Here is a 15,786-nt window from a genome sequence, read left to right as displayed (position 1 = left end):
TTTTTTCATTTTTCGTATTCTATAGAACAAAATACGCACGGAATGCCTATTTTTTAATCTTTACCGGAGTGGTAAAGGAAAATAATTTAACTAAATATGTTTACACGTTTCATTCCCATTTTGGGTTTGCTATTGTGCGTTTCATATTGGATTGTTGGATGCGTTTGGATGGTGGAGCATGAATTTAGGATTAACGAAGGTAATTAATGCACTGGCTGCAACAAAATGGTCGGTGCTAAATAAATGGATAGTGACAGGTGTCTTTTTTTCATTGTTAGCAGGATGCCAAACTCATCCAACAGATAAGGGGCAACAGTATAAAGATGGGCGCCTTATCGAAGACTTACAAAAAGTTAATCAGGTAAATGTTCAAGGTAAGCCAATAAACGCACCTGACTTTAACCAGCAAGTCATGGAAATTCAAAAAGCATCTCCTCGTTTATTTCAGAATAACCGTGATACATATCACGCAATTGAGAACTGGTTAATGGCGGGGGGGGACCCTGCTCAGCTTGCTAATTTCAATTTGTCTGCATTCCAAATGGAAGGGGTTGATAACTACGGGAACGTTCAATTTACGGGTTATTACACACCCGTTATTGAAGCAAGGCGCTCGCCGCAGGGGGAGTTTCGCCATCCCCTATATAGAATGCCACCAAAAGGGAAGTCTCGTTTACCAAGTCGAGCCGCTATTTATAATGGTGCACTAAGCGATAGCCTTATTTTGGCTTACAGTAACTCTGCTGTAGATAATTTTATGATGGAAGTCCAAGGGAGTGGTTATGTTGATTTTGGTGATGGTAGCCCGTTGGATTTTTTTGGCTATGCCGGAAAGAATGGTCACGCCTATAAAAGTATAGGTAAAGTGCTTGTTGATCGCGGTGAAGTGCCATTAAGCCAAATGTCCTTACAAGCAATCCACGATTGGGCAAATAGCCATAGTGAACAAGAAGTTCGTCAATTGTTAGAGGAAAATCCATCGTTTGTTTTCTTCAAACCACAGTCTTTTGTGCCGGTAAGAGGTGCAAGTGCCGTTCCCTTGATTGCTAAAGCTTCCGTGGCGTCAGATAAAACGTTGATCCCAGCGGGTACAGCGTTATTAGCGGAGATACCTGTTTTAGATGGCAATGGTAAATTTACGGGGCAATACGAAATGCGTATGATGGTTGCCTTGGATGTGGGAGGGGCGATCAAAGGTCACCATTTTGATATTTACCACGGTACAGGTCATGACGCAGGCAAAATGGCTGGCTTTTATAACCATTATGGACGCGTTTGGGTGCTGAAAAAGAGTCAGCCCCTTTTTGGTACAATGTAATTACCGTTTTAACTAAGGTCGTTTGTTATTATGCAAACTAAGCTTTCTGATGCTTGGATGCAGCGTTTTGCTGGGATCGGGCGTTTATATGGGCAGCAAGCCCTTCATCTTTTTGCACGCTCCCATATCTGTGTGGTTGGTGTGGGTGGGGTCGGTGTATGGGCTGCGGAGGCGCTAGCTCGTTCAGGTATCGGCAAAATTACCTTAATCGATATGGATGATATTTGCGTAACCAATACCAACCGTCAGCTACACGCAGTCAAATCAACTATCGGGTTACCGAAAGTGGATGTGATGAAAGCCCGCATTTTGGAGATTAACCCAGAGTGCGTGGTGAATGTAATTGATGATTTCATTACTGTCGATAATGTTGCTCAATACTTCAGTACAGGCTTTGATTATGTTATTGATGCCATTGATAGTGTTAGGCCTAAAGCGGCGCTACTGGCTTATTGTAGGCGCTTTAAAGTCCCAGTGATCACGACGGGAGGAGCAGGTGGTCAAATGGATCCAACACAAATACAAGTGGCAGATTTGGCGAAAACCATTCAAGACCCATTAGCAGCAAAACTTCGTGAGCGGTTAAAGTCAGATTTTAAGGTGGTTAAAAATGGCAAAGGTAAATTAGGGATTGATTGCGTATTTTCCACTGAACAGCTTGTTTATCCACAAAGTGATGGCACTGTCTGTGCGGCTAAAAGTACCGCAGAGGGGTCAAAACGAATGGATTGCGCCTCAGGTTTTGGTGCAGTGACAATGGTAACGGCAAGTTTTGGTTTTATTGCTGTCGCCCACGCGTTGAAAAAAATGATGGCTAAGGCACAAAGAGACGCTGAAAAAAGATGAATAAATAAAGAGGCTATTGCGATAGATAGCCTCTTTCATTGATTAGGCGGGTGTCATTTCATTGGCAATATTTTGAATGACTGTAATTAGTGACTGAATACCATTTTGGCGTGAACCACTGAGTTGGCCGAGTAAACCTGTTTTTTCTAGTAGCTCATTAAAATCAATTGCCAAGATCTCTTTTGCTGTTTTTTGTTCAATAGCCGCTAATAAGATAGCGAAAAGTCCCTTTACTACGCGACCTTCACTGTCACCATAAAAATGAAAAGTTTCATCATCATTGATTAATGCGCCAATCCATACACGGTTTTCGCAACCCTTCACTTCTTGAGTGTGCTGTTTTTCTTCGTCAGTTAACGCGGGTAATTGCCGCGCAAATTGGATAAGTAGACGGTACTTATCTTCCCATGCTTTGTGTGTGGAAAACTGTTCAACTATTTCTTGAATTCCAATCTCTGTACCAAAAGGGTGCGGAGCAAGTTCATGTTTAGTCGAAGTCATTAGGCTTCCTTTTTTATCTTTAATATTGATTTAGTCATTGAGTATTGAAAGTGAAAATGTGACGGCTTTTATAAGTTTATCAATATCTTGCAGATTATTGTATGGCATCGCTGAGATGCGTATGCAGCCACTAATATTCAAGGCATCCATTAAAGGTTGGGCACAATGCTGCCCATAGCGTAATGCAATATGCTGTTCAGTCAATAGCATGCCTAAATCGCTATGATGAATACCGGCAAAATTAAATGAGAGTAAAGGCGAATTAGGCACACTATAACGAATAAAACCTGGAATGTGTGAGAGCTTTCTATTTGCATATTCAATAAGTGAGCAAGTGTAAGCCTCTGCTTGCGCTAAATCGATAGCTGCTACCCATTCTAGGACGGCGGAGAATGCAATAACCCCCGCAATATTGGGAGTGCCGGCTTCAAAACACTGGGGAATGGGGGCGGGTGTGAAACTTTCAAAGTTCACTTCAGTCAACATTTTTCCACCACCATGCCAAGGTGCCATTGCTTCTAATAATTCCGTTTTGCCATAACACACACCAAGCCCCGTTGGACCATAAAGTTTATGGGCGGAAAACACATAAAAATCGATATCTTCAGTACTCACATCGATTGGGCAGTGTACAACACCTTGTGCACCGTCAACGATAACGCGAGCACCTATTTGATGTGCGAGGTGGGTGATTGCGGCTACATCAGGCTGGAAACCAGTGACATTCGACATTTGAGTGATAGCAATAGCTTTGGTTTTGTTAGTTAGCAGTGGTTTTAGTTTATCAATATTTAACGACGCGTCTTTTTCCATTGGCCATTTTATAACTTTAGCCCCTGTTTGCTTAGCAACGATCATCCACGGTAATAAGTTTGAATGGTGCTCTATTTCACTAACAATAATTTCATCACCAGCTTGTAATATAGGGCGAAAATAACTTTGAGCAATTAAATTAATTGACTCAGTTGTACCACGCGTCCAAATAATATTTTTTTCGCTGGCTGCATTGATGAATTTTGCAGCTCGAATGCGACCAAGTTCATAGTCGCGGGTCAATTTTAATGACTCGGGGGATTGTCCGCGGTAGACCGAACTTCCAGATAAACGATAGTAATCGTTCGAAGCCTCAATCATCGCAAGGGGTTTCAATGCCGTTGCTGCACTATCAAAAAATAGTGTTGAGGAGTTTATTGCAGGAAATGCTTGGCGAAATGGGGTAGCACTAAAATGATCCATGGATTTTTTCTTTTTAGTCAATATTATCTGTGTTGCCTGAAGGTTGTGAGCCTTGTCTACAGAGATGTACATTTATCCGTACATTATTGATTATTTTTTGATTAATTTAAACTTGTGATTTTCAATCAAAACATTGAAATATTTTGTTACGTTTGGTATTACTTATTAGCATTAGTTAAAAAATGATTTTCTAGAGTGATTCAGAGCGTTGTAGCGCAATCTGTCTCTTTTTCTTTGTGACTCCTTTTTTGAGAAGCATAAATTGAATCATTTTCAGGAATTATCTTAAATATCTAACTTAAAGTTTTTTCGGTACACTAGTAATTATATATAGCTATTTGTATTTACTAAGTTAAATTGCTTATTTTCTTTAACGTAGATTTCAGTAAAAAAGCAAAAAAAAAAAGCACCGCGTTTTGGCGGTGCACTATAAAAATCACTATGGACAGACAGGGTAAATGTACAGGAAGTGAAAAAAACAGTAGCAAAAGCTACAAAGTCTGGTTCAACCAGACAACTTGCAAACACAACATCACAACCACAAAGCCAAAAGTTTCAAAGTAACTAAACTCTGTAACTTTTCGTTCCGGCTTAGGAAGTGCGCATACTATAGGTATTTACTGGCAGATCCTCAAGGGACAAATTATAATGCTTCGGATGAAAAAAACTAATGAATAACAAGATGCCGAGTCGAAGTGATTATGTCTAAAAGATTACCGCCACTGAATGCCCTGAGAGTGTTTGATGCTGCTGCACGTCATTTAAGTTTTACTAAGGCAGCAGAAGAATTATTTGTCACCCAAGCCGCAGTGAGTCACCAAATGAAAAGTTTGGAAGATTTCCTTGGGTTGAAGCTATTTCGGCGACGTAATCGTTCATTGCTATTAACGGAAGAAGGCCAGAGCTATTACCTAGATATTAAAGAAATATTTTCTTCTTTAAATGAAGCGACCCGTAAGTTGCAAGCTCGGAGTGCCAAGGGGGCTCTCACGGTAAGTCTATCTCCAAGTTTTGCTATTCAATGGTTGGTACCTAGGCTATCTGGGTTTAACCAAGCTTATCCAGGTATTGACGTAAGGATCCAAGCAGTTGATAGAGAAGAAGATAAACTCGCTGATGATGTCGATGTCGCCATTTTTTATGGTCGAGGAAACTGGACTGGTTTAAGAACGGATAGGCTGTATGCCGAATATTTGATGCCAGTTTGTTCCCCGTCATTAATGACTGGAGATAATCAGTTAAAAAATCCAGAGGACTTAGCTAAGCATACACTGTTACATGATTCTTCACGTAAAGACTGGCAAGCGTATGTTAAGCAACTGGAGTTACAAAATATCGTCAATGTACAGCAAGGTCCTATTTTTAGTCATAGTGCAATGGTGATCCAAGCGGCAGTACATGGGCAAGGTGTTGCATTGACTAATAATGTAATGGCAAAGAATGAAATTGACGCAGGGCGATTAGTTTGTCCCTTTAGTGAGGTGTTAGTTAGTAAAAATGCGTTTTATTTAGTCTGCCAAGAAAGTCAGGCAGATTTAGGGAAAATAGCTGCGTTCCGTCAGTGGATCCTTGCGCAAGCTGCGAGTGAGCAGGAGAAATTGGGGTTTATTACGGGTGACCAGGATGTGGCGCTTATTCAGTAATCAAGTATTTAAATATAAAAGGTGTTACTGTGAATAGTCGTTTGATGTTAATTTTTGCTGGAATCAGTGGCTTTTTTACTGTTGCTTTTGGGGCTATTGGTTCTCATGCATTATCGTCAATCATGAGTGTCCATCAAATGGACTGGATTGAAACAGGATTACGTTATCAAATGTTGCACACTGTCACGTTAATGGTGCTAGGTGCGATTTTATTACGCAAAGTGATCTTGTGGTTTTATTGGTCAGGTGTTTTTTTCTCTGTTGGAATACTTCTTTTTAGTGGTAGCCTTTATTGTATGGCCCTATTGCAGGTAAAATACTTTTCTTATTTTACGCCAATAGGGGGAGTTTGTTTCCTAATTGGTTGGTTGTTAGTAGTAATTGGCGCTATGCGTCTAAGGAAATCGGCGTCACGCAATGAGTAATAAGATTGCACTTTATTGTCGACCAGGCTTTGAAAAAGAGTGCGCAGCAGAGATTACGGATAAAGCAGGGCAAAAAGAAATTTATGGTTTTGCCCGTGTTAAAGAGAATAGTGGTTATGTCATTTTTGAGTGCTATCAAGCAGAAGATGCGGACACACTCGCGCGGACATTACCTTTTCGTGAGCTAATTTTTGCTCGCCAGATGATTGTCGTTGGTGATTTATTAAAAGACTTGCCACCTGAAGATCGTATCACGCCAATAGTCAGCGCTCTAAGCCAACAAGTGGTGAGAGCCGGAGATATTCGTGTAGAAGTGGCGGACACCAACGAATCAAAAGAACTGATGAAGTTTTGTCGTAAGTTTACGGTGCCTTTACGAAATGCGCTGCGTAAAGAAAAAATCTTACTTCCGCTTGAAAACTTTAAGCGCCCTGTGATCCACGTATTTTTCATTGCACCAGGGTGCTGTTATACCGGCTATTCATATACCAATAATAGTTCGAATTTTTATATGGGCATCCCACGTTTAAAATTTCCGTCAGATGCTCCGAGCCGTTCAACCTTGAAACTTGAGGAAGCTTTCCACGTCTTTATCCCTTATGAAGAGTGGGATGAACGACTCGCTGGTGGAATGAAAGCCGTGGATTTAGGGGCGTGTCCGGGGGGATGGACTTACCAACTGGTTAAACGCAGTATGATGGTTCATGCAGTTGATAATGGTCCTATGGCAGAAAGCTTGATGGAAACAGGGCAGGTAACTCACCACCGAGTAGACGGCTTTAAGTTCCAACCAACATCGCAAAATATTACATGGCTAGTATGTGATATGGTTGAAAAACCAGCAAAAGTTGCGGCATTGATGACGGATTGGCTAATAAAAGGTTGGTGCCGTGAGGCAATTTTTAATCTAAAACTGCCAATGAAAAAGCGTTATGAAGAAGTTTCTCATATCTTAGAAAAGATGCAGCTTCAGCTTAAAGAGAGCGGTGTAAATGCCCTGATCCAAGCTAAGCAGCTTTATCATGATAGAGAAGAAGTGACTGTGCATGTAATGCGTATTTGGTCAGCAAACCCAATGGCGCGTGAATATTATTAATTGATTGAATAAAAAGGCCACTCATTAATTTATGAAGTGGTCTTTTTGTTTCTATCCGCAGGGTGTATAACGCAACTGATTTAAGTTTCCTTTTAACTCAATATCAGTTCTCAGTGTGGCAATATCACGGCAAACTAGCGCAATCTCTTGTTTCCCCGATAGCTTTTTTTGCCATTTATCTTCAAGCTTATCTAAATTAGCAAATAAATTTTCAATGGAGTGATATTGCTGCAATAGCGCTGTCGCACTTTTGGGGCCAATGCCTGCAACGCCGGGAACCTTGCTGCTACTAATGCCTGCTAGGCCCCAATAATCAGGAAGCTGCTCAGGAGAGACCCCAAACTCTTTATCAATAAAAGGGATATCTAGCCAGCGCTTTTGAAAATAATCACGAATTCGCAGATTAGGTGAAAGTAGTTGGCAATAACCTTTATCCGTGGATACGATAGTCACGGTATGCCCAGCTCCCGCAATTCGCGTTGCTAATGTGGCAGCCAAATCGTCGGCTTCATCCCCTTCCGATTGCCAGCAGTGAATCCCTTTTTCCTTAAATAAGGCCATTAAGGTAGGGAGTTCAGTATGCAGATCTTCAGGCATCGGCTGACGACCCGCTTTGTAATCGGGCAGCTTTTCATGACGCCAGCTTTGATGACGACCTTCTTCATCAAATACTGCCACAATATGTGTGGCCTCCGTATGCGCTATCAGCTGTGATATTGCAGACATACAGGTTTCTCCACACGGGCTTCCTTGCACCGCGTGGATACGGCGTATTAAATTTAATGCATCGATAATCAACAAATGGATCATAAATACGCCATCATTTATTTATTTCACGATTTCATAGCAAGGTTCATAGGCACTACCACCGGGTAATTTCATACGATGCTGTTCAACAAACCCTTGTAATAACACATCCATACGCTTCATCAGTTCGCTATCGCCATGAATTTTGAATGGGCCGTGTTTTTCAATCGCTTTCATCCCAAACTCTTTCACGTTACCGGCAACGATACCAGAGAATGCGCGGCGTAAATCTGAAGCCAATTTCTCAGGGGCTTGCCCTGGATGAAGGTTCAGTGACGCCATATTTTTATGAGTCGGTTCGAACGGATGTTGTAGATCGTGCGCAATTTTAATTGACCAATTGAAGCTATATGCATCGCCTGTGCTACGACGATTTTCTTTGACTTGCGGCATGCTTCTTTTCATTACTCGAGCCACTTCTTGGGCATCATCGATAATGATTTGGTAATGTTTGCTCGCTGCATCTCCTAAGGTATGACGGATAAAGTCATCGAGTACTTCAAAGTATTCCGCGCTCTCTTTTGGACCCGTTAAAATGAGCGGCAGAACTTGCTCTTTATTTGCCGGATCCATCAAAATCCCCAGTAAATACAGCAATTCTTCAGCAGTACCCACCCCACCCGGGAAAATAATAATACCGTGACCTAAACGAACAAACGCTTCTAAACGTTTTTCGATATCAGGCATAATGATTAATTCGTTAACCAATGGGTTAGGTGGCTCAGCAGCGATGATCGAAGGTTCAGTTAACCCGATGAAACGGCTATCTTTATACTGTTGCTGTGCATGACCGACAGCAGCCCCTTTCATTGGTGCTTCCATCGCACCCGGTCCACAACCTGTGCAGATGTTCAGTTCACGTAAACCTAGTTCGTTACCCACTTTGCGGGCATATTGATATTCAATTTCATTAATTGAGTGCCCCCCCCAACAGACAATCATGCTTGGCTCATCACCAACATGCAAAGCGTGGGCATTTCTCAAGATAGAGAAAATCATATTAGTGATATGCGTGCCATTGCCAGTATCAAAATGAAATTGTGCTTTGGCTTGGTTAATTTGTGCATGAACGAATAAAATATCACGCAAAACCGCAAAGAGATTCGCTTGTAAAGTCCGAATGATCTTCCCGTCGACAAATGCTTTTTCTGGTGGTTCGATAAGTTCAAGCTTAACACCACGTTCACGGCGTAATACGTTGATATCAAAGTTTTTACTTTTTTCTAGCAGCTCTTTACTGCTATCAGTAAGGCTACCTGAGTGCAAAACCGCCAATGAGCAATTTCTAAATAACTGGTATAAATCGCTACTTGCAGTGCGCTTAAGCATGTCAACTTCAAGTTGCGAGAGTAGATCCATAGATCCTAATGGACTGATATGCGTAATCAAGTAGTACTCCTTTACCCCATGGGTTCTTGATAGGTGAATTGTACTGCAAATGCATGATCGCATTTACATTTCAACTGTTTTTCAAGCATTTTTAACTACATGCATATTATTGGCGCGCTAAGCGACCAAGTTCAGGTTCAAAACTTTCATTGCTACGCCATGGGTTAATATCTAGCCCCCCACGGCGGGTATAGCGTGCGTAAACACTGAGTTTCTGAGGTTTACACAATTGCATAATATCGTTAAAAATCCGCTCAACACATTGCTCATGAAATTCATTATGATGACGGAACGAAACTAAATACCGTAAAAGTGCTTCATGGTTGATTTTAGGACCATGATAATGAATTTGTACAGAGCCCCAATCTGGTTGATTGGTAATCAAACAATTCGATTTTAGTAAATGGCTGACTAATGTTTCCTCAACCACCTGTTCTTGAGTCGAACCCGCTAAGTAATCCCGGTTAAACTCGTAATGTTCGATACTAATATCTTGCTCATCAATACACTGCCCACGTAATGGCTGGATTGCCTGATGAGAAAATGCCTCTAGCTTATGAAGTGTAACGTCAACTTCACCATTAGCACAGCGGCTTAAATCATTTTGCAAAACGCTTCGCACATTTTCCCAAGTTTCAAAGCGAGTTTGGTTAAAACTATTGAGATACAACTTAAAACTTTTCGATTCAATGAGGTTTTCACTTGCCGCGTTAACACTTATCGAACCAATTGCCACTTGGGGAACGCCACGTTGATTTAGCCAAGAAAGTTCATATAAGGTCCAAATATCCGCCCCATGAAATGGCAATGCAGATGCGTAAATATTCAGGGGATCACGATTTAAACTCCGCGGAACAGGTTGCAGTAATGAGGCATTGTATTGATCGTGATAAGCCGTTTTTTTTCCGAGGGTTAAATTGTCAAGGGTGGGATTGTTCTGGTAGTGTGACATAGTGATCCTTATACTTCATCAACAAATAAGGCTAAAAAGCAGAATGTGTTGTACATTTTATTCGCCTGCAAACATTTGTCATAATACCATTTATCCATCATTTTGGCGTCTTTCAATTTAGGCTAGCCGTAAAAATTACATCATTATGAATACATTACTCTCTCAAGCGTTACAGCATTTTACCCAAAACTATATTTCAGCGTGGAAACAACAAACAGGGTTACCGCCTGCATCCACTGATTTATATGGTATTCCTTCCCCGTGCATTGTAAGAACAGGTGAAAACTGGGTTTATTGGGAGCCTCAACCGTTTCCAGCTAAAGATGCTCATTTAAACAAAGTCGCAACCGCTTTGGATATCAGTTTACAAGATGATATTCATCATTTTTATACGACTCAGCTCGCAGGGGACATGAAAGCGACATTTCATGATATAACCTTAAGTTTGGTACAAGTATGGAATGAAGAGGATTTTATTCGTTTACAAGAAAATTTAATTGGTCATTTAGTGACTCAAAAACGGTTAAAATTATCTCCAACCTTATTTATTGCCACAATAGACTCTGAAATTGAAATGATTTCGCTGTGTAATTTAACGGGAGAAGTGATTTTAGAAAAATTTGGTAGCCAAGAACGACGTGTACTTTCACCCAACCTAGCGAGTTTTATTAACGAACTAATCCCAGTCGTCGAGCCTCTGGGGTAAGTCTTTTACGATAAATAGTGTAAGCCAAAGCTTACAATTTGGTTAAGTGATCGCTCAACTTCATTTTATTTTATTGAAATGATAATTATTTAACTTTTAATTTCATGGCGTTACTACCAAGAGAGACAATATCGTTTTTTTTAAATTTATTTTTGTTTGCTTAGCTAGGTTGTTTCATTAATTGATTTAATACATTCTTATGCCGCTGGACAGGGTATGTTCGTTTAGCTTTTTATACACAACATGGTGTATAAAAAATGTAAAAACAAAGCGATGGACTGCTAATAGGCAGGAATGGCCTATTTAATTGTTTTATTCAACAGGATGTTGAACGATAGGATGTCGTTTTGCAGGATGCATTAGGATCTAAAATGTAAAGTTAAGCCAGTCGGTCTGATTTAGGTCGGCTGGCTTTTTTATGGTTTTAATTCGCGACTTGATTGTTAACGAATTGAATGTGAGGTTAACGATGCAACAATCTCTTGGGTCATTGCATCACGCAGCGCTTCACGTCGGCGAAATTCAGCACGACGCTGGCTTTTTACTGATTCGATATCGCGAGTGGGTTCTTGCAACGGAAGTTGATACCAGCCATCAGAAGTCAATGTTGCACCACATTCTTGCCAAAAAGTATCGTAGCTCGATTTTAAGTGCTGGCTCTTAATATGACAATTGTTTGAAATGCCCTGAATTGATGTGCGTTTAAAATAAGCGGCAACCGCGTAAACAGCAGACATCAATAAATTTTTGGGTCTCATTCCATGCATCTGCTTAGTGATTAAGCGAACTTGTTCAACGCTCTGGTCGGTAGATGGGCCTTGAAGTGAGCATATATAAAGCTGGCCTTCAGGTCCAAATGAAAAACTCATTAAATAAATATCATCACCTGTTTCATTGCGTAGATGTAAAGTGAGATCGCCTTCCCGTGGGTATTGTGAGTAAATTAAGGTCAGTTGTGCAAAATCACCGGATTTTAACTCGATATTTGCAACGGTTAACCCTTTACGTTTGGTAGAAAACATTGCTTCAATGGCTTCTGGAGTAAAGGTTTTTTCAATTAAATCCAGTGTATAACTTGCCGTCAGCAATTTTTGTTTTCCACTCCAAGCTTTGTGCAGATACTTATTTATTGGGCGTTCAATAAAATGGGGAACTCCATCTATCGCAGAAGCAAACTGGGCGCTTTGATATGTTTGGCACATGCCTTGATATTGTTGATATTGCGCAGCAGGGAGCTTCGCAATACGAATGTGTCGTTTGAGCTTAACATATTTACTACTGAAGGCCTTCCAAGCCTTGTTTTCCTTGCGCCACTGCTTTAGTAATCCCATAGATAAACCATTTTATTGTTAATTATTTCAATTAAATAAAAAAAACGTTTTATTATATTTGTATGTACCCTAACAAAACATCAACGAAACTTATTAAAGTGCATGTTTTTAAATTGATTTATATAGAAATAAGTAAGCTTGCATATCCGGTATAACAACCCCATTTATCCGACAGAATTATTGGCAAAAGTACAGTATATTTCGCAGCATAAAGGCTTAAAGGTTTAACTATGAATATAGAACAGCGCATCATTGAAAAACTTCGTCATCTCGAAGAGGAAATGAAATTAAAATTACTATGGCGTGAACAGCCGCCAAAACAGGAAGCTTTTGAGAGTGTAGAGCCATTTTGTATTGATACCATGGAAGCATCGGAATGGTTACAATGGATTTTAATTCCTCGTTTGCAAGCCATTATTGACCAAGGTGGCTCACTACCAACCAGTTTTGCTATCGCTCCCTATTTTGAAGAAGCGTACAAGCATGATGAAGAGCAACAATATCTGGTACTCCTCGAGCATTTACGTGAACTTGATAGCCTCTTTTCAACTAATTCAGACAGGTGATTGATGTTAGAAATCATTTATCAAGATGATGACATGGTTGCAGTGAATAAGCCCGCAGGCATGCTAGTTCACCGTAGTTGGTTAGATAGCAAAGAAACTGTATTTGTTATGCAAACATTGCGTGATCAGATAGGTCAATATGTTTATCCCATTCATCGGCTAGATAGACCGACATCAGGGATTTTATTATTTGCGTTATCGAGTGATGTCGCGAGGCTGCTGGCGGCACAGTTTGAAAATCACCAGTTAGTGAAAACGTATCATGCCATTGTCCGTGGTTACCTGACTGTTGAACAAACGATTGATTATCCCCTATTAGAAGAATTGGATAAAATTGCAGATAAGCGTGCCACCCGAGAACCTGTACTGCAAGAGTGCATTACCCATTGCCGGCCAATTGCAACAGTAGAGTGTCCGGTTGCCATAGGTCGTTATGAAACCTCTCGGTTTAGTTTGGTGGAATTAATTCCGCAAACTGGGCGCAAGCATCAGTTGAGAAGGCATATGTCCCACTTGCGTCACCCGATTATTGGGGATAGCAAACACGGGGATTTACGACAAAACCGAGGTGTAACAGAACATTTTTCAGTATCTCGATTAATGTTGCACGCAAGTCAATTAAATTTAAGTCATCCTATAACAGAAGAAAATATATCGTTGGTTGCACCTTGGGATGCACAATGGTTATCACTGGTTGATCAGTTTGGATGGTCAACCCAAGTCGCTAATTTAGGTATGAAAGTGATTAATTAAGCAGTTTAAATAAAATTTAGAGGAAGACGTTATGGCAAAAATAGGTATCTTTGTTGGCACTGTCTATGGCAATTCTTTAGCTGTAGCAGAAACGGCGCAAGAAATCTTAGAGCAACGAGGGCATGAAGTGGTTGTCTTTGACGAACCGACTCTGAATGATTGGCAATTGTATAATTCGGGTAATGAAATTGCGTTGATCGTAACCTCATCGACAGGGCAAGGAGATTTACCGGATACCATTGCGCCATTATTTAATGAAATCAATGACGTTGTTGGTTATCAGCCTGATTTACGTTACGGCTTAATTGCATTGGGCGATAGCAGCTATGAAAGCTTTTGTGGTGCAGGATTGCGTTTTGATGAACTGCTCACTGAGCAATCAGCCACACGTATTGGCGATATTCTTTTTATTGACGCCATTGAAGTGGATGTTCCTGAAGAGTTTGCCAAACCGTGGGTTGAAGCGTGGAGTGATTTACTTTAAACGTCTGCACCGTGAAATCCACTAGCTTAATGTTAAAAAGACGATTTCACGGTGCAGTAACTTAATTATTTGCCCTGCAAATTATTTGCGAGTTAGTTTTTCTAGGTCAGCTTCAATTTCTGCAATTTTGTTTGAAACAACATGTTCTAAATGACGTAAGTCATCAAGAATTTTGTGTTTTAAATCAATGTCAGTTTTATCTGTTTGACAAATCTGATCAAGCTCTTCAATGGCATAACGCAAGTTAGTGTTGATTTCATTGATTTCTTTAAAGTTATTACCGCCATCCGCGATAGTTTTGCGTTGACGTGGATATTTGAATTTTACACTTTTGGCAAAAAACTCCCCCTTATCTTTGCGGAAGTAAATTTTCAAAATATCGTTATTTGCTTCTTGGCGTAGGGTATAGCGGTCAATATCCTGAGGGTTACTGATGCCTAAACTTTTCAAATTATCGTACATGTTAGCTCGCTTAACTGTAGAGACAGAGTCGGTGAACAAAATAGTGGTGTGAACTGGCCGTAACAATACTGGTCTATTTCTCTTTTATTATGCTATTGCGCTAAAGGCTGCAAGCCGTTAGCTAAATAGCATTTTGAGAGTAAAAAAAGATAATACAGTTTTATTGATGGTAAACGGCAAAAGTCACAGACATATTATGCGCGATTTCTCGAAATAGACCAACTTCTCTTTGTAATCAACCTGTGAAAGGAAAATAGAGGTATGTAGCAAGGTAAGGGAACTTGGCCACCCGAGTTGCATACAGAGTATGCATTTCGGGATAGCTTCGTTTTACCCAATTACCACTGAGTTATTTAAAATAGCAGTAAAAGGAGCGGGGTGTAGAACGGTTGGAATTGCGTTATTCATCAATACTTCTTAATAATTCATTGATGCCAACTTTTCCGCGGGTTTTTTCATCCACTTTTTTGACGATCACGGCGCAATATAGGCTATAGCTGCCATCCTTTGATGGTAAGTTACCTGATACGACGACAGAGCCTGCGGGAACTCGCCCATAGAAAATTTCGCCTGTTTCACGGTCATAAATTTTAGTGCTTTGCCCCAGATAGACGCCCATAGAAATAACAGAGCCTTCTTCGACGATCACCCCTTCGACAACTTCAGAGCGTGCGCCAATAAAGCAGTTGTCTTCGATAATGGTTGGGTTAGCTTGTAATGGTTCTAACACTCCGCCAATACCGACACCGCCAGATAAGTGTACGTTTTTGCCGATTTGTGCACAGGAGCCTACAGTCGCCCATGTATCGACCATTGTTCCTTCATCGACATAAGCCCCGATATTCACATAAGATGGCATGAGTACGCTATTTTTGGCGATATAAGCACCTTTGCGAACTGCGGCAGGTGGGACAACGCGAAAACCTTCTTTTTCAAAGCGTGTTTGGTCATAATCGGCGAATTTCATTGGCACTTTATCGAAATAGCGACTTTCAGCGCCGTCAATCACTTGGTTATCTTGAATACGAAATGACAGTAACACGGCTTTTTTTAACCACTGGTGAGTGACCCACACACCCGCAATTTTTTCAGCAACACGCAGCTTACCGCTATCTAATAGTGCGATAGTGTCCAAAACGGCTTGCTTTACAGGTGCAGAGACGGTGTTTGGCGTGATATTAGCACGCGCTTCAAATGCGTTTTCAATGATCGCTTGTAAATGCTGCATTGATAGTATTTCCCTCTTGAATAATATAAATAATGGGTGCTCA

17 protein-coding genes are annotated in these 15,786 nt (G+C 40.7%); 9 read left to right on the top strand and 8 right to left on the bottom strand.

Annotated elements, in window-relative coordinates; translation table 11 throughout:
* Window positions 1-178: 178 nt before the first annotated feature.
* Complete coding sequence (gene mltA, locus AB6N04_RS11890) at window positions 179-1,318, top strand: murein transglycosylase A (protein ID WP_369308511.1); 1,140 nt, start codon at window positions 179-181, stop codon at window positions 1,316-1,318.
* A gap of 30 nt (window positions 1,319-1,348) precedes the next feature.
* Window positions 1,349-2,164 (top strand): tRNA cyclic N6-threonylcarbamoyladenosine(37) synthase TcdA, encoded by an 816-nt coding sequence (gene tcdA / locus AB6N04_RS11885; protein ID WP_369308509.1) that lies wholly within the window; start codon window positions 1,349-1,351, stop codon window positions 2,162-2,164.
* A gap of 42 nt (window positions 2,165-2,206) precedes the next feature.
* Here the strand turns inward: tcdA and csdE are convergent, their stop codons facing one another.
* Window positions 2,207-2,665 carry a cysteine desulfurase sulfur acceptor subunit CsdE gene (csdE, locus tag AB6N04_RS11880; protein WP_369308507.1) on the bottom strand — a complete coding sequence of 153 codons (459 nt, stop codon included), beginning with the start codon at window positions 2,663-2,665 and terminating at the stop codon, window positions 2,207-2,209.
* 30 nt (window positions 2,666-2,695) lie between these two features.
* Window positions 2,696-3,901, bottom strand: coding sequence for a cysteine desulfurase CsdA (csdA, locus tag AB6N04_RS11875; RefSeq protein WP_369308506.1), 1,206 nt, complete (start codon window positions 3,899-3,901; stop codon window positions 2,696-2,698).
* 701 nt (window positions 3,902-4,602) lie between these two features.
* On the opposite strand from csdA, the gene AB6N04_RS11870 reads away from it, so the two are divergent.
* The 3 genes from AB6N04_RS11870 to rlmM are packed head-to-tail and all read left to right on the top strand — an operon-like array spanning window position 4,603 to window position 7,065.
* Window positions 4,603-5,544: a transcriptional regulator GcvA gene (locus AB6N04_RS11870; protein WP_369308505.1), complete on the top strand. Its 942-nt coding sequence runs from the start codon at window positions 4,603-4,605 to the stop codon at window positions 5,542-5,544.
* Window positions 5,545-5,573: 29 nt separating this feature from the next.
* Entirely contained in the window at window positions 5,574-5,969 is a 396-nt protein-coding gene (locus tag AB6N04_RS11865) for a DUF423 domain-containing protein (RefSeq protein ID WP_353244432.1), read from the top strand.
* Window positions 5,962-7,065: a 23S rRNA (cytidine(2498)-2'-O)-methyltransferase RlmM gene (gene rlmM, locus AB6N04_RS11860; RefSeq protein WP_369308503.1), complete on the top strand. Its 1,104-nt coding sequence runs from the start codon at window positions 5,962-5,964 to the stop codon at window positions 7,063-7,065. The genes AB6N04_RS11865 and rlmM overlap by 8 nt, the downstream gene beginning before the upstream one ends.
* A 51-nt stretch (window positions 7,066-7,116) precedes the next feature.
* Here the strand turns inward: rlmM and xni are convergent, their stop codons facing one another.
* The 3 genes from xni to queF all read right to left on the bottom strand — a co-directional run bounded on the left by xni (window position 7,117) and on the right by queF (window position 10,213).
* The gene (gene xni, locus AB6N04_RS11855) at window positions 7,117-7,875 is read right to left on the bottom strand and encodes a flap endonuclease Xni (protein WP_369308501.1); all 759 of its coding nucleotides are present in this window, start codon (window positions 7,873-7,875) and stop codon (window positions 7,117-7,119) included.
* A gap of 18 nt (window positions 7,876-7,893) precedes the next feature.
* The gene (gene ppnN, locus AB6N04_RS11850; protein WP_369308500.1) at window positions 7,894-9,261 is read right to left on the bottom strand and encodes a nucleotide 5'-monophosphate nucleosidase PpnN; all 1,368 of its coding nucleotides are present in this window, start codon (window positions 9,259-9,261) and stop codon (window positions 7,894-7,896) included.
* A 106-nt stretch (window positions 9,262-9,367) separates the two neighbouring features.
* On the bottom strand, window positions 9,368-10,213 hold the full coding sequence (gene queF, locus AB6N04_RS11845; RefSeq protein ID WP_369308498.1) for an NADPH-dependent 7-cyano-7-deazaguanine reductase QueF: 846 nt from the start codon (window positions 10,211-10,213) through the stop codon (window positions 9,368-9,370).
* Between the two features lie 145 nt (window positions 10,214-10,358).
* Between queF and syd the strand changes: the two genes are divergently transcribed.
* On the top strand, window positions 10,359-10,919 hold the full coding sequence (syd, locus tag AB6N04_RS11840) for a SecY-interacting protein (protein WP_369308497.1): 561 nt from the start codon (window positions 10,359-10,361) through the stop codon (window positions 10,917-10,919).
* 443 nt (window positions 10,920-11,362) lie between these two features.
* Here the strand turns inward: syd and AB6N04_RS11835 are convergent, their stop codons facing one another.
* A complete protein-coding gene (locus tag AB6N04_RS11835; RefSeq protein ID WP_369308495.1) occupies window positions 11,363-12,250 on the bottom strand; it encodes a DUF535 family protein in 888 nt (295 codons plus the stop codon).
* 230 nt (window positions 12,251-12,480) lie between these two features.
* On the opposite strand from AB6N04_RS11835, the gene AB6N04_RS11830 reads away from it, so the two are divergent.
* The 3 genes from AB6N04_RS11830 to AB6N04_RS11820 are packed head-to-tail and all read left to right on the top strand — an operon-like array spanning window position 12,481 to window position 14,053.
* On the top strand, window positions 12,481-12,816 hold the full coding sequence (locus tag AB6N04_RS11830; RefSeq protein ID WP_369308494.1) for a YqcC family protein: 336 nt from the start codon (window positions 12,481-12,483) through the stop codon (window positions 12,814-12,816).
* A gap of 3 nt (window positions 12,817-12,819) precedes the next feature.
* Entirely contained in the window at window positions 12,820-13,569 is a 750-nt protein-coding gene (gene truC, locus AB6N04_RS11825; RefSeq protein ID WP_369308493.1) for a tRNA pseudouridine(65) synthase TruC, read from the top strand.
* Between the two features lie 31 nt (window positions 13,570-13,600).
* On the top strand, window positions 13,601-14,053 hold the full coding sequence (locus AB6N04_RS11820) for a flavodoxin (RefSeq protein WP_369308492.1): 453 nt from the start codon (window positions 13,601-13,603) through the stop codon (window positions 14,051-14,053).
* Window positions 14,054-14,134: 81 nt separating this feature from the next.
* On the opposite strand, the gene AB6N04_RS11815 is transcribed toward AB6N04_RS11820, so the two are convergent.
* Window positions 14,135-14,515: a DUF3461 family protein gene (locus tag AB6N04_RS11815; RefSeq protein ID WP_369308491.1), complete on the bottom strand. Its 381-nt coding sequence runs from the start codon at window positions 14,513-14,515 to the stop codon at window positions 14,135-14,137.
* A gap of 400 nt (window positions 14,516-14,915) precedes the next feature.
* Entirely contained in the window at window positions 14,916-15,743 is an 828-nt protein-coding gene (gene dapD, locus AB6N04_RS11810; RefSeq protein ID WP_369308489.1) for a 2,3,4,5-tetrahydropyridine-2,6-dicarboxylate N-succinyltransferase, read from the bottom strand.
* Between the last annotated feature and the right edge of the window lie 43 nt (window positions 15,744-15,786).

The organism is Providencia rettgeri, from assembly GCF_041075285.1.
Lineage (GTDB): Bacteria > Pseudomonadota > Gammaproteobacteria > Enterobacterales > Enterobacteriaceae > Providencia > Providencia rettgeri_G.
This window is presented reverse-complemented; position numbering and strand designations above follow the sequence as displayed.

What these genes read in the sequence shown, in the direction of transcription:
- tcdA (WP_369308509.1), top strand. Translation starts at nt 1,349, where the DNA reads ATGCAAACTAAGCTTTCTGATGCTTGGATGCAGCGTTTTGCTGGGATC.
- truC (WP_369308493.1), top strand. Translation starts at nt 12,820, where the DNA reads ATGTTAGAAATCATTTATCAAGATGATGACATGGTTGCAGTGAATAAG.
- csdE (WP_369308507.1), bottom strand. Translation starts at nt 2,665, where the DNA reads ATGACTTCGACTAAACATGAACTTGCTCCGCACCCTTTTGGTACAGAG.
- xni (WP_369308501.1), bottom strand. Translation starts at nt 7,875, where the DNA reads ATGATCCATTTGTTGATTATCGATGCATTAAATTTAATACGCCGTATC.
- syd (WP_369308497.1), top strand. Translation starts at nt 10,359, where the DNA reads ATGAATACATTACTCTCTCAAGCGTTACAGCATTTTACCCAAAACTAT.
- AB6N04_RS11870 (WP_369308505.1), top strand. Translation starts at nt 4,603, where the DNA reads ATGTCTAAAAGATTACCGCCACTGAATGCCCTGAGAGTGTTTGATGCT.
- rlmM (WP_369308503.1), top strand. Translation starts at nt 5,962, where the DNA reads ATGAGTAATAAGATTGCACTTTATTGTCGACCAGGCTTTGAAAAAGAG.
- AB6N04_RS11830 (WP_369308494.1), top strand. Translation starts at nt 12,481, where the DNA reads ATGAATATAGAACAGCGCATCATTGAAAAACTTCGTCATCTCGAAGAG.
- dapD (WP_369308489.1), bottom strand. Translation starts at nt 15,743, where the DNA reads ATGCAGCATTTACAAGCGATCATTGAAAACGCATTTGAAGCGCGTGCT.
- queF (WP_369308498.1), bottom strand. Translation starts at nt 10,213, where the DNA reads ATGTCACACTACCAGAACAATCCCACCCTTGACAATTTAACCCTCGGA.
- AB6N04_RS11820 (WP_369308492.1), top strand. Translation starts at nt 13,601, where the DNA reads ATGGCAAAAATAGGTATCTTTGTTGGCACTGTCTATGGCAATTCTTTA.
- AB6N04_RS11815 (WP_369308491.1), bottom strand. Translation starts at nt 14,515, where the DNA reads ATGTACGATAATTTGAAAAGTTTAGGCATCAGTAACCCTCAGGATATT.
- AB6N04_RS11835 (WP_369308495.1), bottom strand. Translation starts at nt 12,250, where the DNA reads ATGGGATTACTAAAGCAGTGGCGCAAGGAAAACAAGGCTTGGAAGGCC.
- csdA (WP_369308506.1), bottom strand. Translation starts at nt 3,901, where the DNA reads ATGGATCATTTTAGTGCTACCCCATTTCGCCAAGCATTTCCTGCAATA.
- mltA (WP_369308511.1), top strand. Translation starts at nt 179, where the DNA reads ATGAATTTAGGATTAACGAAGGTAATTAATGCACTGGCTGCAACAAAA.